This is a genomic window from Pseudoalteromonas sp. 2CM37A (assembly GCF_023161885.1).
Taxonomy (GTDB): Bacteria; Pseudomonadota; Gammaproteobacteria; order Enterobacterales; family Alteromonadaceae; genus Pseudoalteromonas; species Pseudoalteromonas atlantica.
On the sequence record NZ_JALNTJ010000001.1, the window covers coordinates 243,291 to 260,050 of the forward strand.

A 16,760-nucleotide genomic window follows, 5' to 3' on the forward strand; every position below is an offset into this window, starting at 1 on the left:
GTTGAGTTATAAATTCTTAACTAGACCCTCTGGCAATTAATACCGGCGGTAAAAGGGTGCTTTGCACTTCTTCTTCACGTATTAATTTAAGTAAGTTCTCTACTAACATTTGCCCTGCAACGGTGGTGTCTTGCGCTATGGTTGTAAGCGGTGGGTTTATGTAGCTTGCAATGGCTATGTTATCAAAACCGATCACGGCCACTTCGTTAGGAACATTAATATTGGCTTCTTTTAAAGCGCGAATTGCACCAATAGCAATTAAATCACTGGCGGCAAATAAGGCGTTAAATTTTATGTTATTAGCAATAAGTGAGCGTGTAGCATGATAACCAGACTCTTCAGTTGAAATAGCATTGGCCATTTTTCGCTCATTAATGGTTATACCATTAGTAAGTAGCTCATCTTTAAACCCCTGAAAGCGGGCAAAAAATTCTGGGCTGTGATCAGATGCATCACCGATAAACGCGCAATCGGTGCGGTTATGGGCAATTAAATGGCCAGCGGCTAGTTTGCCCCCGCCGTAGTTGTCGCAGCATACAGTAAGATCTGGGCGGTTATCTACTGTGGCGCCCCAGCATACAAACTTAGTGTTTTGGTCAAGCAAGGTTTTAAATTTTGGTTGAAAGTCTATGTAATCACCATAGCCGAGCAAAATAATGCCATCGGCTCTGTGGCTGTCTTCGTAGTCGGCTTGCCAATCGGCGCTAGCTGATTGAAACGACACTAATAAGTCGTAACCTTCTTTTGCACACGCACGGGTAATACTGCCCAGCATTGATAAAAAGAATGGGTTTATTTGTGATTCATCTGATGTTGGGTCTTCAAACAACAATAGCGCAAGGGTACTACTTTGCTGAGTACGCAAGTTGCTGGCATTTTTATCAACTTTATAGTTAAGTTGTTTTGCTATGTCGTGGACGCGTTTGCGTGTTTCTTCATTAACAAGGGGGCTGTTACGTAAAGCGCGAGATACAGTTGATTGTGAAACCCCTGCATAATGGGCGATGTCAAATGAGGTGGCTTTACCTTTCATTGTTACAACTTAATTAAATGCTAAATAATTGTGTCATTTTCGACTATTAGTGAATTATTTCAAGCTTTTTGCGATTTATTATTGATCTAATCCTGACACCGGTGTCATAATGCCAATGTTTTATCATTTTGTTGTCAAAACGTATTAGCTGCTATTTTATATAGCAGCCTTTTTTACTGTGATAGCTACTTTGAGGTGATAGCTCAAAGTGTATAAATAACAACGCATAGTCGTTGTAAAATAATAAGCATAAGCCGCTTACACAAAAGAGATAATACCATGAGCCAAAATTCTTCTGCCCAGTTTAACCCTATCTTAGTTGCCGATATTGGTGGCACTAATGCGCGCTTTGCATTAATTACCGACTTTAATGAGCAAACTAACCAATTTGTTATTGAGCATATTAACATATTTCCCAGTGCTAATTTTGGCTCTTTAGAAAGCGCACTTGAACAATACCTAACAACGATTCCTCATGTTACGCCAACTCAGGCATGTTTAGCTGTTGCAGGCCCTATAAAAGCAGGCCAAGTGCATTTAACCAATTTAGGTTGGCACTTTAGTGTTAGTGAATTTAAAGCACATTTTAATTTAACACAATTAGAAGTAATTAATGACTTTGCTGCATTTGCTTATGCAGCGCCTTATTTAGACTCAACGCAAAATATTACTATTAAGCCTGGTCAAGCCGATGCAAATGCAAATATTGGTGTTATGGGACCAGGTACTGGCTTTGGTGCTGCGTGTTTAGTGCGTACAGCGCAGTCAACTGCAGTATTAAGCTCTGAGGGCGGGCATATGTCGCTTGCTCCTGTAAACGAGCTAGACGCTTTATTAATTAACGAGCTTCGAAAAGAGCACCCTCATGTATCTATAGAGACTGTTTTTTCAGGCCCAGGTATTGCCCATTTATACAAAGCAATGGCAGCCGTGAAAGGGGTTACAGCTAAAAATTTAGATGCAGCCCAAATTAGTAGCCTTGCAAACAGTGGCGAGTGTGAAGTGTGCGATGCAACGCTTAATCAGTTTTGTGACTGGATAGGCAGTGTGGCAGGCGATTTAGCGGTAGTATACGGCGCATTAGGTGGCCTATTTATAGGCGGCGGTATTTTACCGCGTATGCAAACGCGATTACTTGAAAGCCGTTTTGTAGAGCGTTTTTCGCAAAAAGGTGTTATGTCGCAATATGCAGGGCAAATTCCAGTCACTTTAGTAACACAAGATAACATACCGCTAATTGGGGCGGGTGCGTGTTTATATAACAGCAAGTAAATTTGCTTAATGGTTGTATTTGGATAATGAACAAATGAAAAAAGTAACCATAAATAGCGTAGCAAGCCATGCAGGCGTTTCTAAAAAAACCGTGTCGCGGGTTTTAAATAATGAGCCTAACGTGAGTGCAGCTACGCGCGAAAAAGTACTTAAAGTATTTAAAGAGCTTGATTACACGCCTAACCCAATAGCACGCGGACTTGCGCAAAATCGCAGCTTTATTATTGGCTGCTTATATGACAACCCCAGTAAAAGTTATATAACTCGCGTACAAACGGGTGCGCTTGCTGCCTGTAAAGAAAATAACTACAACTTACTAATACACCCGTGCGAATTACGTGGCGATGATTTAATTAACGATATAGAGCAGTTATTACAAACCTCGCGTTTAGACGGCGTAGTACTGACCCCGCCATTTGGTGATTTTGAAAAACTTGCTAATTTTTTAAAAGCTAAAAAAATACCCTACGCACGGGTTGCATCGGCACTGCTAGAAGATGATTCAATTTCAGTGCGCAGTAATGACGAGCAGGGCGCTTATGAAATAACCGAGCACTTAATTTCGCTTGGTCATAAGTCGATTGCTTTTATTAAAGGCCACCCTGATCACAGTGCTACGCAACAGCGCTTTAAAGGTTACAGACGAGCGTTGGCAAGCCACGGTATAGAATTTGACGAGCGCCTAGTAGAAGAGGGTAACTTTAGTTATCACTCAGGTGTAGACAGTGCGCGCAGCATTTTAGATTTATCGCCACGCCCTACCGCGGTATTTGCATCAAACGATTACATGGCGGCGGCGGTATTAAAGCTTGCCACACAGCGCCAATTACGCGTACCCGATGATATTTCTATTGCAGGGTTTGATAACGCACCAATTGCTCGCCATATATGGCCGGGCTTAACGACTATTGCACAACCTGTAGAAGAAATGACTAAACAAGCTGTTACGCAGCTTATATCGCATATTTCGCAGCCACAAGAGCAGCCGTATCAGGTAACGCTAGAATCACGATTAATTACCCGCGAGTCTACTGCTGCAATAAAATAACCCCCTTTTTTGTTTTTCACAGTAACCCGAATTTGAGTGACGCTTATTCGGGTTTTTTTTGTGCGGATTTTAGCAAATAAACTAAAATTAGCATGGTCATTAATTGGTCACGTTAAAATTTTACACTATTTTTGTTACTCAGGGTTGACACCGGTGTCAATGCTATGCGTTAATACAGTGACACCGGTGTCAGGGTTGTTGTGAGAGGCTCCCTGGTAGCGTACCTTTGAACGGGTAAATCAAAGATGCTCAGTGCAGTTATTTACGTGGAGTCTGTAATTGCTACTGAGCCTTTTTCCTCTAACTAATAGAGATGAGCTAAATTATGTTGCACCCTCGCATTGAAGAAGTCACCCAACGCGTTATTGAACGCAGTAAACAAACCCGTCAAGATTATTTAGATCGTATTTCGCACGCAAAAAAACAAACAAGAGTCCGTGCCGGACTAGGCTGCGGAAACATCGCTCACGTTATGGCTGCGTGTAGCAGCGACGACAAAGCGCGCTTAAAGGCTGATGAGCAGCCAAATCTTGCTATTATCAATTCATATAACGATATGCTTTCGGCCCATGTGCCATACAAAGATTTCCCAGATTTAATTAAAGACCTTGCTACTAAGTACGACGCAACTGCCCAAGTTGCAGGCGGTGTGCCAGCAATGTGTGATGGCGTTACGCAAGGGCGTGACGGCATGGAATTATCGCTTTTTTCTCGCGACGTAATTGCTATGTCTACTGCGGTATCACTATCGCATGACGTATTTGACGGCGTTTTTTGTTTAGGCGTATGTGACAAAATTGTCCCAGGTTTATTAATTGGTGCCTTATCTTTTGGTCACTTACCGGTATTCTTTTTACCTGCTGGGCCAATGCAATCTGGTATTCCTAACAAAGAAAAAGCACGTATTCGCCAAAAATTTGCACAAGGTTTAGTAAGCCGTGAAGACTTGCTTGAAGCTGAAAGTGCCTCGTACCACAGTGCAGGTACGTGTACGTTTTACGGTACTGCTAACTCAAACCAAATGTTAATGGAAATAATGGGCTTACACCTTCCAGGTAGCTCGTTTATTAACCCATACACTGAGCTTCGCGATGGTCTAACAGGTAATGCTGTAGAAACCATGCTTAAGCAGCTTACAGATGATAAAGAAAGCCCGTGTTTAGCAGATGTAATCAGCGAAAAAACTATTATTAATGGTTTAGTTGGCTTGCTATCTACAGGTGGCTCAACTAACCACGCTATTCATATTGTTGCTATCGCAAAAGCGGCGGGTATTCAAGTTACGTGGAAAGACATGTCTGATTTATCAGAAGTTGTGCCACTACTTACGCGTATTTACCCTAACGGCTCAGCCGATGTAAACCATTTCCAAGCCGCAGGCGGTATGGGCTTCTTAATGCGTGAATTAGCCGGCGCAGGTTACTTGCATACTGATGTTAAAACAATGCTTGGTGAAGGTTTAGCGCCTTACATGATGGAGCCGCGTTTAGATAAAGACGACAGCTTAATTATGAGCAACTCAACAGGCCCTTCAAAAGTTAAATGGGTAGATTGCCCAGAAAACTCACTCGATGAAGAAGTACTGCGTCCAATTAGCAATCCATTTAGCAAGCAAGGCGGCCTACAACTACTTACGGGTAACCTAGGTAAAGCAGTCATTAAAGTCTCTGCTGTAGCCACTGAGCACCAAGTAGTAACAGCCCCAGCTAAAGTATTTAGCTCACAAGGCGAACTGCAAGAGGCATACAGCCGTGGCGAGTTAAACCAAGACTTTATTGCCGTGCTTAAAGAGCAAGGCCCTAAAGCGAAAGGTATGCCAGAGCTGCATAAATTAACGCCTGTAATGGCAACACTTCAAGACGAAGGCTTTAAAGTAGCTATTGTGACTGATGGCCGTATGTCGGGCGCATCAGGTAAAGTGCCTGCTGCTATTCACTTAGCGCCAGAAGCTGTTGAAGGTGGCATTATTGCAAAAATTCTTGAGGGCGATTTAGTAACACTGGATGCGCCAAACGGAATATTAAAAGTACATGTTAGCGACGAAGAGCTTGCTAAGCGTGAACTACAACTTAGCCAACCAAGCTTAACCTTTGGTACCGGCCGAGAGTTATTTACTGGATTTAGAAATATTGTAAGCAGCGCCGATTTAGGTGCGAGTGCTTTTGGACTTGAATAATAATTGCCACACACTGGGTAATGAGGAACAAGTAATGAGTATTGAAAAAATCTTAGCGTCGGCACCTGTGGTGCCAGTGGTTGTAATCGAAAAACTAGAAGATGCAGCACCACTCGCTAGAGCGTTATACAACGGTGGCTTAAAAGCCCTTGAAATTACGCTACGCACGCCTGTTGCAGTGGAAGCTGTAAAACTAATGAAAGCAGAAGTTCCAGAAGCTTACGTTGGTACAGGTACAGTGGTTGATAAAGCAAGCTTTGACGCTTCAGTAGAAGCAGGCGCTGATTTTATGGTAAGCCCAGGTGTAAGTGATGAATTATTAGCATTAGCTAAAGATTCAGACATCCCTTTTTTACCGGGTGCAGCAACTGCAAGCGAAGTAATGCAGTTAGCAAGCCATGGCTTTAAGTACTTAAAATTCTTCCCTGCAGAGGCTGCAGGTGGAACGGCAATGCTTAAGTCGATTGGCGGGCCATTGCCGCACATTACTTTTTGCCCAACCGGTGGTATTAGCCTAGCAACAGCCCCTAATTACTTAGCGCTTAATAACGTTATTTGTGTTGGTGGTACGTGGATGCTAGATAAGCAACTAATTGAAAACAAAGACTGGCAAGCCATTGAAGCGCTTGCTCGACAAGCAAGTGAAGTTAAATAGGAGTCTAAAAATGATTAATGTAGCAATTAATGGCTATGGCCGTATCGGTCGCAACGTATTACGTGCACTTTACGAGTCAGCACAAAACAGTGAAATTAAAATTGTAGCAATTAACGATTTAGCACCGGCTAACGTAAATGCGCATTTAACACAATTTGACTCAGTTCACGGTCAATTTTCTCAAAAAGTAACGTTATCAGATAACACTATGCTGATTGGTGATGACGTAATTACTTTGACTCAAGAGCGTGACCCTGCAAACTTACCGTGGAAAGAGTTAAACGTAGATATCGTTTTAGAATGTACTGGTTTTTTCACTAAGCGTGAAGACGCAGCTAAGCACATTACAGCAGGTGCTAAAAAAGTAATTGTGTCTGCTCCTGGTAAAGATTTAGATGCAACGGTAGTACACGGCGTTAACAGCGATGTAATTAACGCTGATAGCAACATTATCTCTAACGCATCATGTACGACTAACTGTTTAGCGCCAATTGCAAAAGCAATTAACGACACAGTAGGTATTGAGCAAGGTAGCATGACTACAATTCATGCTTATACAAACGATCAAAACTTATCTGACGTTTATCACCCAGATCTATACCGTGCACGTAGTGCAACACAGTCTATGATCCCAACTAAAACAGGTGCTGCTGCAGCTGTTGGCTTAGTACTTCCTGAGCTTGCGGGTAAATTAGACGGTATGTCGGTACGTGTACCTACTATCAATGTTTCTTTAGTTGATTTTACGTTTATCACTAAGCGCGAAACAACTGCTGAAGAAATCAACGAAGTAATGAAAGCCGCAGCAACAGGTTCAATGAAAGAAATTTTAGAGTACAACGAGCTTCCGCTTGTATCTATTGATTTTAATCACAACCCTGCGTCATCAATTTTTGATGCAACGCAAACTAAAGCTGATGGCAAACTAGTTAAAGTAATGGCTTGGTACGACAACGAGTGGGGTTTCTCAAACCGCATGTTAGACCAAGTTAAAGCATTAGGTCAGTACTTATAATTGACCCTGTAAAAGTTTAGCTTTATCCAACCAAGCCTGCATTATGCAGGCTTTTTTATTTTGATTAATTTATACCCGCTCGTTTAATAAAGCGCTTAGCTCTTTAAAACTAGGCCGCGATGCAATATCCGTATTTATAGCACGCGCTGCTATATCGGACATTTTATTAAACAGTTCGTTTTGCTTATCTGCAGTGCTAACAGTGCTAACAGTGCTAACAGTGCTTAATAAGTCCTCAATTAAGCAACCAAAAGCACGTACTTCTACTAACAGTATTTGCTGTTGCTGAAATTCACTAAGCATGGCTAAATTTGTAGCTGCACCAAAATCACCAAATAAAACGTCATATTGTTCATTTATCATGGTGTTGTGTGCGTAAATATCGCCATGGCTTACGTAATTATCATGTAGGTGAGTTAGCGTATTTGCCATCTGTTTTGCTATTTTATAAACAGCTTCAATAGGGTAATTACAACCGTCATTAAATGTATCGCGCGTACAGGTTTCTAAACTTGGCGGCAAACCTAAATTAGTAAAGCGTGTATCTATTAGCTCCATAACTAAACCAAGCTGTGTGCTTTGCTCTATGTAGCTTAATACGTTAATTAAGTTTTTATGATAGCCTGCTTGTAAACAGCAGTTTACTTCATCAAGTGGGTAGCCATCGCTTGTTATTGCCCCTTTAAATAATTTTACCGCCACATTGTGCTGTGCTGTTTTAGCTAAATGAATAACGCCCGATGCACCTTGGCCAATTACTTTTTTAAGCTGAAAATTTTCAAGTGGGGTGTTTTGCAAACGACTGTTAGTTAAGCATTGAGCTTTATTAAATGCATTACCCGCAAAGGCAAGCCAAGCAAGTTTGGGGAGTTCTAATAGCCAATTATCAAGTTTTGTTAGGTTATTAGCAGAGAGCCTAACTAGCTCTAAATTAGTACAAGAGGCCATACTCGCGGGTAGTTGTTTTAGGTTATTTCCTGCAAGGGCGAGCTTTTTAAGCTGTGTGTAATTACCAAAGTCACTTGGCAATGCGCTTAATTTGTTATCGGTCAGTATTAACCATTCAATATTTTTAGGTAAGCTGTTTAGTGCAAACTCTGTTATTTGATTGCCTTTAAATGCCACCATAATTAAAGCAGGGCACTTAGCGAGTACTTCAGGTATATGTTTAAATTGGTTAAACGATAAAAACACCCGCTTAAGCTTTGTTAAGCACGCAAACTCATCTGGCAGTGTAGTGAGATTATTGTTTGATAAATCGAGTACTTCTAAGGTATCTGCAAGGGTTAAAATTTCTAAAGGAAACTCAGTTAAGCCTTCAACGAGTTGTAAGCGAGTAACACCATTCAACCTACCAGACTTAAGCTCTGCAAGGGTATTCATAAATTTTCACAAGCCTTTTAAAATAAAAAAGCCAACATTGCTGTTGGCTTAAAATAAATACGTTTAGTAAAGTTTAAAATTGCGCGTTATGGTAAACGTTTTGCACGTCGTCACAATCTTCAAGCATGGCTAAAAAGCGCTCCATTACTTCTACGTCTTCACCTTCAATAGGGGCTTCAACTTGTGGTACAAACGAAATTAAATCTACGTCAAAATCTGTAATACCCATTTCTTCAAGCGCTGTACGGGTGTTGTTGTATTCTGTATGTGGTGCAAAAACCGTCACTTTACCGTTTTCTACTTCTACATCTGTTACATCAACATCAGCCATCATAAGGGCTTCTAGTACAGCTTCATCGTCATCGCCATCAAAAACAAAAATAGCGAGGTGATCGAATAAATGTGATACCGAATTTTGTGCGCCTATTTTAGCGTTTGCTTTGGTAAAACAAATACGCACATCAGCAAACGTACGTTTGTTGTTGTCGGTTAAACAGTCAACAATAATCATACAGTTACCAGGCCCGTATCCCTCATAACGTGTGGCTGCGTAATCTTCACCGCCGCCGCCTTTGGCTTTGTCTATTGCGCGCTCAATAACGTGTGCGGGTACCTGGTCTTTTTTAGCGCGCTCGATTAAACGGCGCAGCGCAAGGTTACCATCTGGATCTACGCCACCATTTTTAGCGCATATGTAAATTTCTTTACCGTACTTAGAATAAACTTTAGTTTTAGCACCCGCAGTTTTAGCCATTGAATCTTTTTTGTTTTGGTAAGCTCTTCCCATCTGCGTTTCGCCTTAATATATGTAAATTATTGAATAAAATTGCAAGGCCGTATTCTAAAGGTAAAGCCGCAGTATCGCCAGTAAATGGCGTTAATTAATCTTCCTGCTGTTGTAATTGCCACATTTGAGCGTATTGACCATTTTGTAATAAAAGCGCTGAATGTGTGCCTTGCTCAACCAGTTCGCCCTTTTTAAATACTAATATGTTATCGGCATCAACTATAGTTGATAGCCGGTGTGCAATCACAATACTGGTGTGGTTTTGAGTTACATCGCGCATTGCTTTTAAAATGGCTTGCTCTGCGTGCGAGTCGAGCGCCGAGGTTGCCTCATCAAAAATTAAAATAGGAGATTGCTTTAAAATTGCACGTGCAATTGCAATACGCTGTTTTTCGCCGCCAGATACTTTTAAACCGCGCTCGCCCACTAACGTTTTACCGCCTTGCGCTAAAGTTGAAATAAAGTCCTTTAAATGGGCCATTTCTATTGCTTTATCTATTTCACTATCGCTTGCTGTGGGTCTGCCATAGGCAATGTTCTCGCGTATGCTGGTGTTAAATAGCACGGTGTCTTGTGGCACTATAGCAATGGCTTTACGCAGGCTATCGAGGGTGACGGAGTCTATAGCTTGGTTATCTATGGTTATACTGCCCGCGCTAATATCGTAAAAGCGATAAAGTAACCGCGCCAACGAGCTTTTACCTGCACCACTTGCACCTACAACGGCAACCTTACTGCCAGCTTTAACTTTAAAGCTAATATTACTAAGAATAGGGCGGTTGGCATCGTAACTAAAACTCACATTATTAAAGGCTATATTACCTTTACTAATACAAAGGTGTTGAGCATGGGGGCGCTGCGTTACCTGTGGTTTTTTATTAAGTAAGCCCAGCATGTTTTCTAAATCGGTTAGGGCGCGCCTTATTTCTCGATAAACAAATCCTAAAAAGTTAAGTGGCAAAAATAATTGGATCATGTAGGCGTTTATCATTACAAGTTCGCCAATTGTTAGAGCGCCCGTTACCACTTCTTTGGCACCTAACCACATTAGCGCTGTAATAGCGCTTGCAATTATTAACGCTTGGCCTGAATTAAGCGCAAGCAACGACATTCTATTTTTTAAACGGGCGGTTTCCCAATTTGCTAAAAAAGAGTCGTATGTTTTGGCTTCAAATTCTTCGTTATTAAAATATTTTACAGTTTCGTAGTTAAGCAGGCTGTCTATGGCGCGTGTATTACTAAGGTTATCGGCGGCGTTTGCCTCGCGTATAAAACGGTTTCGCCACTGCGTTACTGTTACAGTAAAGGTAATATAAATAGCAACCGCTAATAAGGTTATTAACGCAAACCAAATAGAAAATAGTGAGCCAAAAATAATAGCAACGGTCAGTATTTCAAAAAGGGTGGGGACAATATTAAACATTAAAAAACGCATTAAAAAGCTCAGCCCACTAGTACCACGCTCTATATCACGGCTTATTCCACCGGTTTGCCTATCGAGATGAAAAGCAAGCTCTAGCGAGTGTAAATGTTTAAATACTTTTAACCCAATATCGCGCATCGCGTGCTCTGTCACACGAGAGAACACCGCATCTCTTACTTCGCCTAAAAACACGCTGGCAAACCTAAGCCCACCATACAAAAGCAATAGTAATGCAGGGATAACTAAAACTGGATTGATTGATTTATCAACCGAGTCGATAATTTCTTTTAATGCCCAAGGCATTAAAAGAGTCGCGCCTTTAGCTCCTATAAGCGCTAAAAGGGCTAAAAGTACGCGCCCTTTAAATTTAGTAATGTATGGCCACAGCGTTTTAATGCTATGTTTTAAGGTCATTGCATCGGCGCGTTTTATAGTACTGTGTTTAGAGCGCATTACGGATCTCAGTCAAATAAATACTTAATTAATATGCATTGTATTTTAAATACTTGCCCATATATACTACGCATCCCTTATTTTAGTTTGACGCAACCATGTTTAACGTTCGTGTGTTTATATCTGCTTTTTTACTGTTTTGTGCGCTTTTTAGTGTTCAAAGTAGTGCGCAGTGCGCGACACATAAATTAAACACTGTAACCACCTCATTGAGTGTGTTTGCTGATAGCGTTGAGTTAGCTAAAACGCTGCCTATATCAAAATCGGTAAAGGGAAATGAGCACAAAAAAACTCATCAAACAGGGTTTGACGCTCATCAACCTAGGTTAACGGCTAGTAATTCTTCGTTATTTTTACATGTCGCGCAAAGTGAGCCTGAATACGACGTTGTATTTGAATTTTTTGCACACACCCTTTTTAGAGAAATATACCTAAGCCCCAACGCGTTTATTGCCCAACGGCCATGGTATACACTTGTAACGCATAGCAAAAAGTCGCGACTCAGCGGCTGGAAAGACGCTAATTTGCTCTATACCGCTGCAAGCACCTATCACGCTTAATTTTCTTATTTAATTTTTATTAGGTTTTAACGTTTTACGTTTAGGCCTTGAGATTAATTGTGCTTTTAAAAAGTACGTTACCGGTTCTGGTAATAAGGAAACACCATGTTAAGTGTAAAAAAAGATCACAAGCCGTTTATGGCTAAATTTAAATTAAGCTATATAGCCATGCTTATTGTGCTGGTTTTATTAGCCATTAGCGCATTACCCAACTTATACCCTAATAAATCGTGGTTACATGTAAGCAATGCACCTCATAGCGAAACACAAGCTGTGCCAAGCACTAATGCATTAGTAACTTTTTTAAATAACCAAGGTTTAAAAGTTGAGCAAGGGCTAAATAATCAAACATCTATAAATATTTTGTTAAACGAGCCAACTAAAAGCGCACAAGCGCAAGCGGCTATAAAGGCGCAGTATCCAAACACGCAAGTTAAAATTGTAGAACATGCAACGAGCCCACTTTGGCTGCAAGAGTTTGGTTTATCGCCAATCAAATTGGGACTAGATTTAAACGGCGGTGTGTTATTTGTACTCGACGTAGATTTAGATAAAGCAATTGATGAGCAATTAGTCAGTGCGTACCAGCAAGCAAAATCAATTATTATTAAGCAAAAAGCGCATGGCCTTAAAGTACTGCAAACAGGGCACGGCTTTGAAATAAATGCACACCCAAATGGAGCGAAAAAGCTTACCCCGGTAATCAATGAGCTACAAAGTCGCTTTGCTAATTTAGCAGTTTCAACAACCAGTAATGGTGATATTAAAAATGCAAAATTCACCTATTCAGAGCAAGGGCGAAGCAACTTTGATAAAGAAGTAATGAGTCAAACGCTCACAACGCTTCGCTCACGTATAGAAGAATTAGGCATTACCGAAGCCGTCACTCAGCGCCAAGGTAAAAACCGTATACGCATAGAGCTACCTGGCGTGCAAGACCCAACAGAGGCAAAGCGCATTATTGGTGCAACTGCATCACTTGGCTTTTATCAGTTAAAAGAAATCGGCGGGCAAACATTTGATATGCAATCTGGCGGGACCATCAAACTTGATCCTGTGCCAATTTTTACCGGTGAGCATATTAATAATGCCACCATAGGGCGCGACGATTGGGGTAAACCCCTTGTGCAACTTAGCCTTGATGGGCAAGGCGGCGATGCCATGTCGTCGTTTTCAAAAGCGAATATTGGTAAGCCTATGGCCACGGTTTACTCTGAGTACTCTCAAAATGCTAAAGGTGAAACGGTTAAAAAAAGCGAAGTTATAAATGTGGCGAATATTGCGCAGCATTTAAGTTCACGTTTTAGTATTACCAATATGAAAAGCCAACAAGCAGCGGCCGACCTAGCGCTATTATTACGCGCAGGCTCGCTAACTGCACCGGTTACTATTGTGCACGAGCAAACAATTGGCCCAAGCCTAGGTCAAGAAAATATAACTAACGGCTTGGCCGCATTGATGCTGGGAGTGGGTATTACACTTGCCTTTATGGCAATGTGGTATCGCCGCTTAGGGCTTATTGCAAACGTAGCGCTATTATTAAACTTAACGTCGCTTGTGGGGCTAATGTCGTTATTACCAGGGGTTGTGTTAACACTTCCGGGTATTGCCGGGCTGGTACTCACCATTGGTATGGCGGTAGATACCAACGTTATTATATTTGAGCGAATAAAAGAAGAGCGTAGAAAAGGCCGCTCTGCTTATCAAGCTATTCAAGAAGGTTACAAGCAAGCCGCTAACACCATATTTGATGCCAATATAACCACCATGATCACCGCACTTATTTTATATGGAATAGGTTACGGCCCAGTTAAAGGCTTTGCTATAACATTGGCACTTGGCTTAATAACCTCGGTATTTACTGGCGTGTACGTATCAAAAGTACTAAGCCAAACGGTATATTTAAAAATGGCTAAAAAAGCAGGAGTAAATGCACATGCTTAACACTTTTTTAAAGGGCGAGGCGGGTACACGTCTGCGTTTTTCGGGCATGCTTTTGAGCGCCATACTTGTACTGCTATCGGTATTTACGCTTAGTCAAAAAGGGCTTAATTTTGGGCTCGACTTTACCGGTGGTTACCTAACAGAATTTACCACCAGCCAAGGTGTTGAGCTAAAACAACTTGAGCAATTTATTACTAAAAATCACAATGGCGAGTTTGAACTAACCGCACAAGGGAATAATCACTTTCAACTACGCGAAGCGCCCAGCGGTTCAACAGCAAATAGTAGTGATTGGCAAAGCGCCATTACACAAAATGCAGATATTAACGCCGAGGTTTTATCATCAGCGTATATTGGCTCGCAAGTGGGTGATGAACTGTTTGAACAAGGTTGTTTAGCGCTATTTTCAGCCATGGTTGCAGTAATGCTTTATTTAGCTGTACGGTTTGAATGGCGTTTAGCTGTTGGCTCTGTGGTTGCGCTAGTGCATGATTTATTACTGGTACTGGGGCTATTTTCGCTATTAAGTATTGAGTTTAATTTAACCGTACTTGCCAGTTTGCTGGCGATTATAGGCTACTCACTTAACGACTCTATAATAGTAGGCGATAGAGTACGCGAGCTTTTACGTGTTAAATCTAATAACACGCTTAGCCCCGCAAGTATTATTAACAACGCCATAAAAAGTACCTTAACGCGCACACTTATTACATCGGGTACCACGCTTGCTACAGTTGCAAGTGTTTGGCTCCTCGCTGGTGCGCCATTACAAGGCTTTGCCATCGCGCTATTTACTGGCATCGTAGTAGGTACGTTCTCATCTATTTGTATTGCGGCTACTTTACCTGAGCTTTTAGGGTTAAGTGCTAAAAATTACGAAGAAAAACAAGATGCAGAAACGCAAGCGTTGCTCGATATGCCCTAGCAATAAATACTTTTAAAATCAGCATTAAAATACAGGCGCTTAAAATAATGGTTTTAAGCGCCTTATAACGTTAAAATTAATCACATAGTTTACCGTATTGGTTATTAGCGCCTTTCATGAATAAATCCCACGTAATAGAACACCTTAAATTTGCACTCGAAGCACAATTAAACAGTGCAAAACAAGCAGCAAAAGCCGCGCACGACGCCGCCACTCACGAAGAAAGCGTTGCAGAAACGCAGTACGATACCCTAGGGCTCGAAGCCGCTTATTTAGCACAAGGCCAAGCCGAGCGTGTAAACGATTGCTACAAAAGCATTAAACAGTTTGAAGCCATTTTTAAAGAGCCCACTCACAAAAAAGTGATTATAAGCTCACTCGTTTGCTTAGAAGATGAAAGCGCCTTACAAAAATGGTTTTATTTAGGCCCAGCCGCAGGCGGCTTAACGGTTGAAGTTAAAGGGCTAAATATTCAAGTTGTTACACCCGAAGCACCACTAGGTAAACAACTTTTAGGCAAACAGCTTGATGATGAAGTAATCTTAACCATTGCAGGCAAAAACCACGAATATGATGTGGTAGAAATTTTATAAAGCATTAGTTTTATATGTAGGTCGGATAAGCGAAGCGCCATCCGACAAAACCATATCAATACAATAAACGCTTATACTTATAAATTAATTGTCGGATGGCATGGCTTCGCCATTTATCCGACCTACGTCAATGTTGTATATATCCTAAATTTGCGCTTTATTTGTCTAATGCGTAACAAATAATACAATGGATATGCAATGCAATATCGTCGTAATTATGTAAAAGGTGGGACGTACTTTTTTACAGTTAATTTGCTCGATAGGAATAAATCGTTGTTGGTTGAGCATATCGATTTATTAAGAGAGTCTATCCGTTTTGTTAAATCTCAAAGGCCATTTTATATAGATGCATGGGTTGTGCTGCCCGATCACCTTCATGCAGTTTTAACTTTACCAGATGATGATGTGGATTATTCGAGTCGCTGGCGAGAAATTAAAAAGCGATTTTCAAAATCACTCCCAAAGACAGAGTTTTTAACTCAAACACGGAAACGTAAAAATGAACGTGGAATTTGGCAGCGCCGTTTTTGGGAACATACTATTAGGGATGATAATGATTATTGGCATCATGTTAACTATGTTCATTTTAATCCGTTAAAACATGGCCTAGTTAGTCAAGTAGCTGATTGGCCTTATTCAAGTTTTCATAGAGCCGTGAAACAAGGTATTTATGCAAATAATTGGTGCGGATAAAAAATATAAATATTTCGTAGGTCGGATAAGCGAAGCGCCATCCGACAAAGCTATAGCTTCATAATACACTTTAGTTTTGTACAAAAGTTTTTGTTAAATGAAATAATTTCGGCCTTTATTACGCGTCGGATGGCATGGCTTCGCCCTTTATCCGATCTACGAATTAGCCTTTTTCACAAACTTTGCTGTTACCATCATTTCGCCAATGCCATCTACTTTACAATCTAGCTCGTGATCTTTTTTATCAAGCACATGCCTAACAATCGCTTTTGTGCCAATTTTAATAACTTGTGAGCTGCCTTTAATTTTTAAATCTTTGGCTACGGTTACTTTATCGCCATCACTTAGCATAGTGCCATTGGCATCTTTAACTAAAATTGCGTCTTCATCGTTTGTACTCTTTGGGTTCCATTCGTAGGCGCATTCAGGGCATATAAGCAGTTGCTGGTCTTCGTAAACATATTCAGATTTGCACTGTGGGCAGGCAGGATGTGACATTTATAACGCTCATAAAATAGTAATTTTGCGTATTTTAATCTGCATTAATAGGAAAATATAGTTAATCAATATTTTTTATCTTCACGCTAAAAATATCTCGTTTGTGTGGTTTTTAAAAAGAGCATATAAAGCAGATGTCGCTTAAGCAATTTAAGCGCTAACACTTACAGTAGGTATTTGTTAAAGCACCCATCGTATTAAGTGATACGCGCAATGCCCACTTAGTACGATGGGTGTTTCTATTTATAGTGCTGAGTATTTTATTAGGCATGCTTTTTATATTTCTGACTTAACTAGGAAAA

At 40.9% G+C, this 16,760-nt stretch carries 15 protein-coding genes; 10 read left to right on the plus strand and 5 right to left on the minus strand.

Translation table 11 applies throughout. The features are described from left to right. Positions 1 to 16: 16 nt before the first annotated feature. Positions 17 to 1,033, minus strand: coding sequence for a LacI family DNA-binding transcriptional regulator (locus MTF68_RS01050; RefSeq protein WP_248461395.1), 1,017 nt, complete (start codon positions 1,031 to 1,033; stop codon positions 17 to 19). Between the two features lie 279 nt (positions 1,034 to 1,312). On the opposite strand from MTF68_RS01050, the gene glk reads away from it, so the two are divergent. The 5 genes from glk to gap all read left to right on the plus strand — a co-directional run bounded on the left by glk (position 1,313) and on the right by gap (position 7,199). Next, positions 1,313 to 2,305 (plus strand): glucokinase, encoded by a 993-nt coding sequence (glk, locus tag MTF68_RS01055; protein WP_024034046.1) that lies wholly within the window; start codon positions 1,313 to 1,315, stop codon positions 2,303 to 2,305. Positions 2,306 to 2,339: 34 nt separating this feature from the next. Then, complete coding sequence (locus MTF68_RS01060) at positions 2,340 to 3,353, plus strand: LacI family DNA-binding transcriptional regulator (protein WP_024034047.1); 1,014 nt, start codon at positions 2,340 to 2,342, stop codon at positions 3,351 to 3,353. 325 nt (positions 3,354 to 3,678) lie between these two features. Next, positions 3,679 to 5,529, plus strand: coding sequence for a phosphogluconate dehydratase (gene edd, locus MTF68_RS01065; RefSeq protein WP_029773525.1), 1,851 nt, complete (start codon positions 3,679 to 3,681; stop codon positions 5,527 to 5,529). Between the two features lie 34 nt (positions 5,530 to 5,563). Then, positions 5,564 to 6,184: a bifunctional 4-hydroxy-2-oxoglutarate aldolase/2-dehydro-3-deoxy-phosphogluconate aldolase gene (gene eda / locus MTF68_RS01070; protein ID WP_004587806.1), complete on the plus strand. Its 621-nt coding sequence runs from the start codon at positions 5,564 to 5,566 to the stop codon at positions 6,182 to 6,184. Between the two features lie 10 nt (positions 6,185 to 6,194). Then, positions 6,195 to 7,199, plus strand: a complete 1,005-nt coding sequence (gap, locus tag MTF68_RS01075) for a type I glyceraldehyde-3-phosphate dehydrogenase (protein WP_029773117.1) — start codon at positions 6,195 to 6,197, stop codon at positions 7,197 to 7,199. Between the two features lie 69 nt (positions 7,200 to 7,268). Here gap and MTF68_RS01080 read toward each other — a convergent pair whose 3' ends face one another. The 3 genes from MTF68_RS01080 to MTF68_RS01090 form a co-directional block, all read right to left on the minus strand. Continuing rightward, positions 7,269 to 8,582, minus strand: coding sequence for a leucine-rich repeat-containing protein kinase family protein (locus tag MTF68_RS01080; protein ID WP_248461396.1), 1,314 nt, complete (start codon positions 8,580 to 8,582; stop codon positions 7,269 to 7,271). Positions 8,583 to 8,655: 73 nt separating this feature from the next. Next, positions 8,656 to 9,369, minus strand: a complete 714-nt coding sequence (locus tag MTF68_RS01085) for a YebC/PmpR family DNA-binding transcriptional regulator (protein ID WP_004587809.1) — start codon at positions 9,367 to 9,369, stop codon at positions 8,656 to 8,658. A 94-nt stretch (positions 9,370 to 9,463) separates the two neighbouring features. After that, the gene (locus MTF68_RS01090; RefSeq protein WP_248461397.1) at positions 9,464 to 11,245 is read right to left on the minus strand and encodes an ABC transporter ATP-binding protein/permease; all 1,782 of its coding nucleotides are present in this window, start codon (positions 11,243 to 11,245) and stop codon (positions 9,464 to 9,466) included. 98 nt (positions 11,246 to 11,343) lie between these two features. Here MTF68_RS01090 and MTF68_RS01095 point away from each other — a divergent pair, with 98 nt between their 5' ends. The 5 genes from MTF68_RS01095 to MTF68_RS01115 all read left to right on the plus strand — a co-directional run bounded on the left by MTF68_RS01095 (position 11,344) and on the right by MTF68_RS01115 (position 15,960). Continuing rightward, positions 11,344 to 11,805: a hypothetical protein gene (locus tag MTF68_RS01095; RefSeq protein ID WP_248461398.1), complete on the plus strand. Its 462-nt coding sequence runs from the start codon at positions 11,344 to 11,346 to the stop codon at positions 11,803 to 11,805. Between the two features lie 105 nt (positions 11,806 to 11,910). After that, positions 11,911 to 13,749: a protein translocase subunit SecD gene (gene secD / locus MTF68_RS01100; protein ID WP_248461399.1), complete on the plus strand. Its 1,839-nt coding sequence runs from the start codon at positions 11,911 to 11,913 to the stop codon at positions 13,747 to 13,749. Beyond that, positions 13,742 to 14,674: a protein translocase subunit SecF gene (secF, locus tag MTF68_RS01105; RefSeq protein WP_248461400.1), complete on the plus strand. Its 933-nt coding sequence runs from the start codon at positions 13,742 to 13,744 to the stop codon at positions 14,672 to 14,674. Before secD ends, secF begins: the two co-directional genes overlap by 8 nt. A 116-nt stretch (positions 14,675 to 14,790) precedes the next feature. Continuing rightward, the gene (locus tag MTF68_RS01110; protein ID WP_248461402.1) at positions 14,791 to 15,267 is read left to right on the plus strand and encodes a GreA/GreB family elongation factor; all 477 of its coding nucleotides are present in this window, start codon (positions 14,791 to 14,793) and stop codon (positions 15,265 to 15,267) included. 198 nt (positions 15,268 to 15,465) lie between these two features. Continuing rightward, on the plus strand, positions 15,466 to 15,960 hold the full coding sequence (locus MTF68_RS01115) for a transposase (RefSeq protein WP_004587815.1): 495 nt from the start codon (positions 15,466 to 15,468) through the stop codon (positions 15,958 to 15,960). A gap of 156 nt (positions 15,961 to 16,116) precedes the next feature. On the opposite strand, the gene MTF68_RS01120 is transcribed toward MTF68_RS01115, so the two are convergent. Further along, positions 16,117 to 16,458 carry a zinc ribbon domain-containing protein YjdM gene (locus tag MTF68_RS01120; protein ID WP_248461403.1) on the minus strand — a complete coding sequence of 114 codons (342 nt, stop codon included), beginning with the start codon at positions 16,456 to 16,458 and terminating at the stop codon, positions 16,117 to 16,119. Between the last annotated feature and the right edge of the window lie 302 nt (positions 16,459 to 16,760).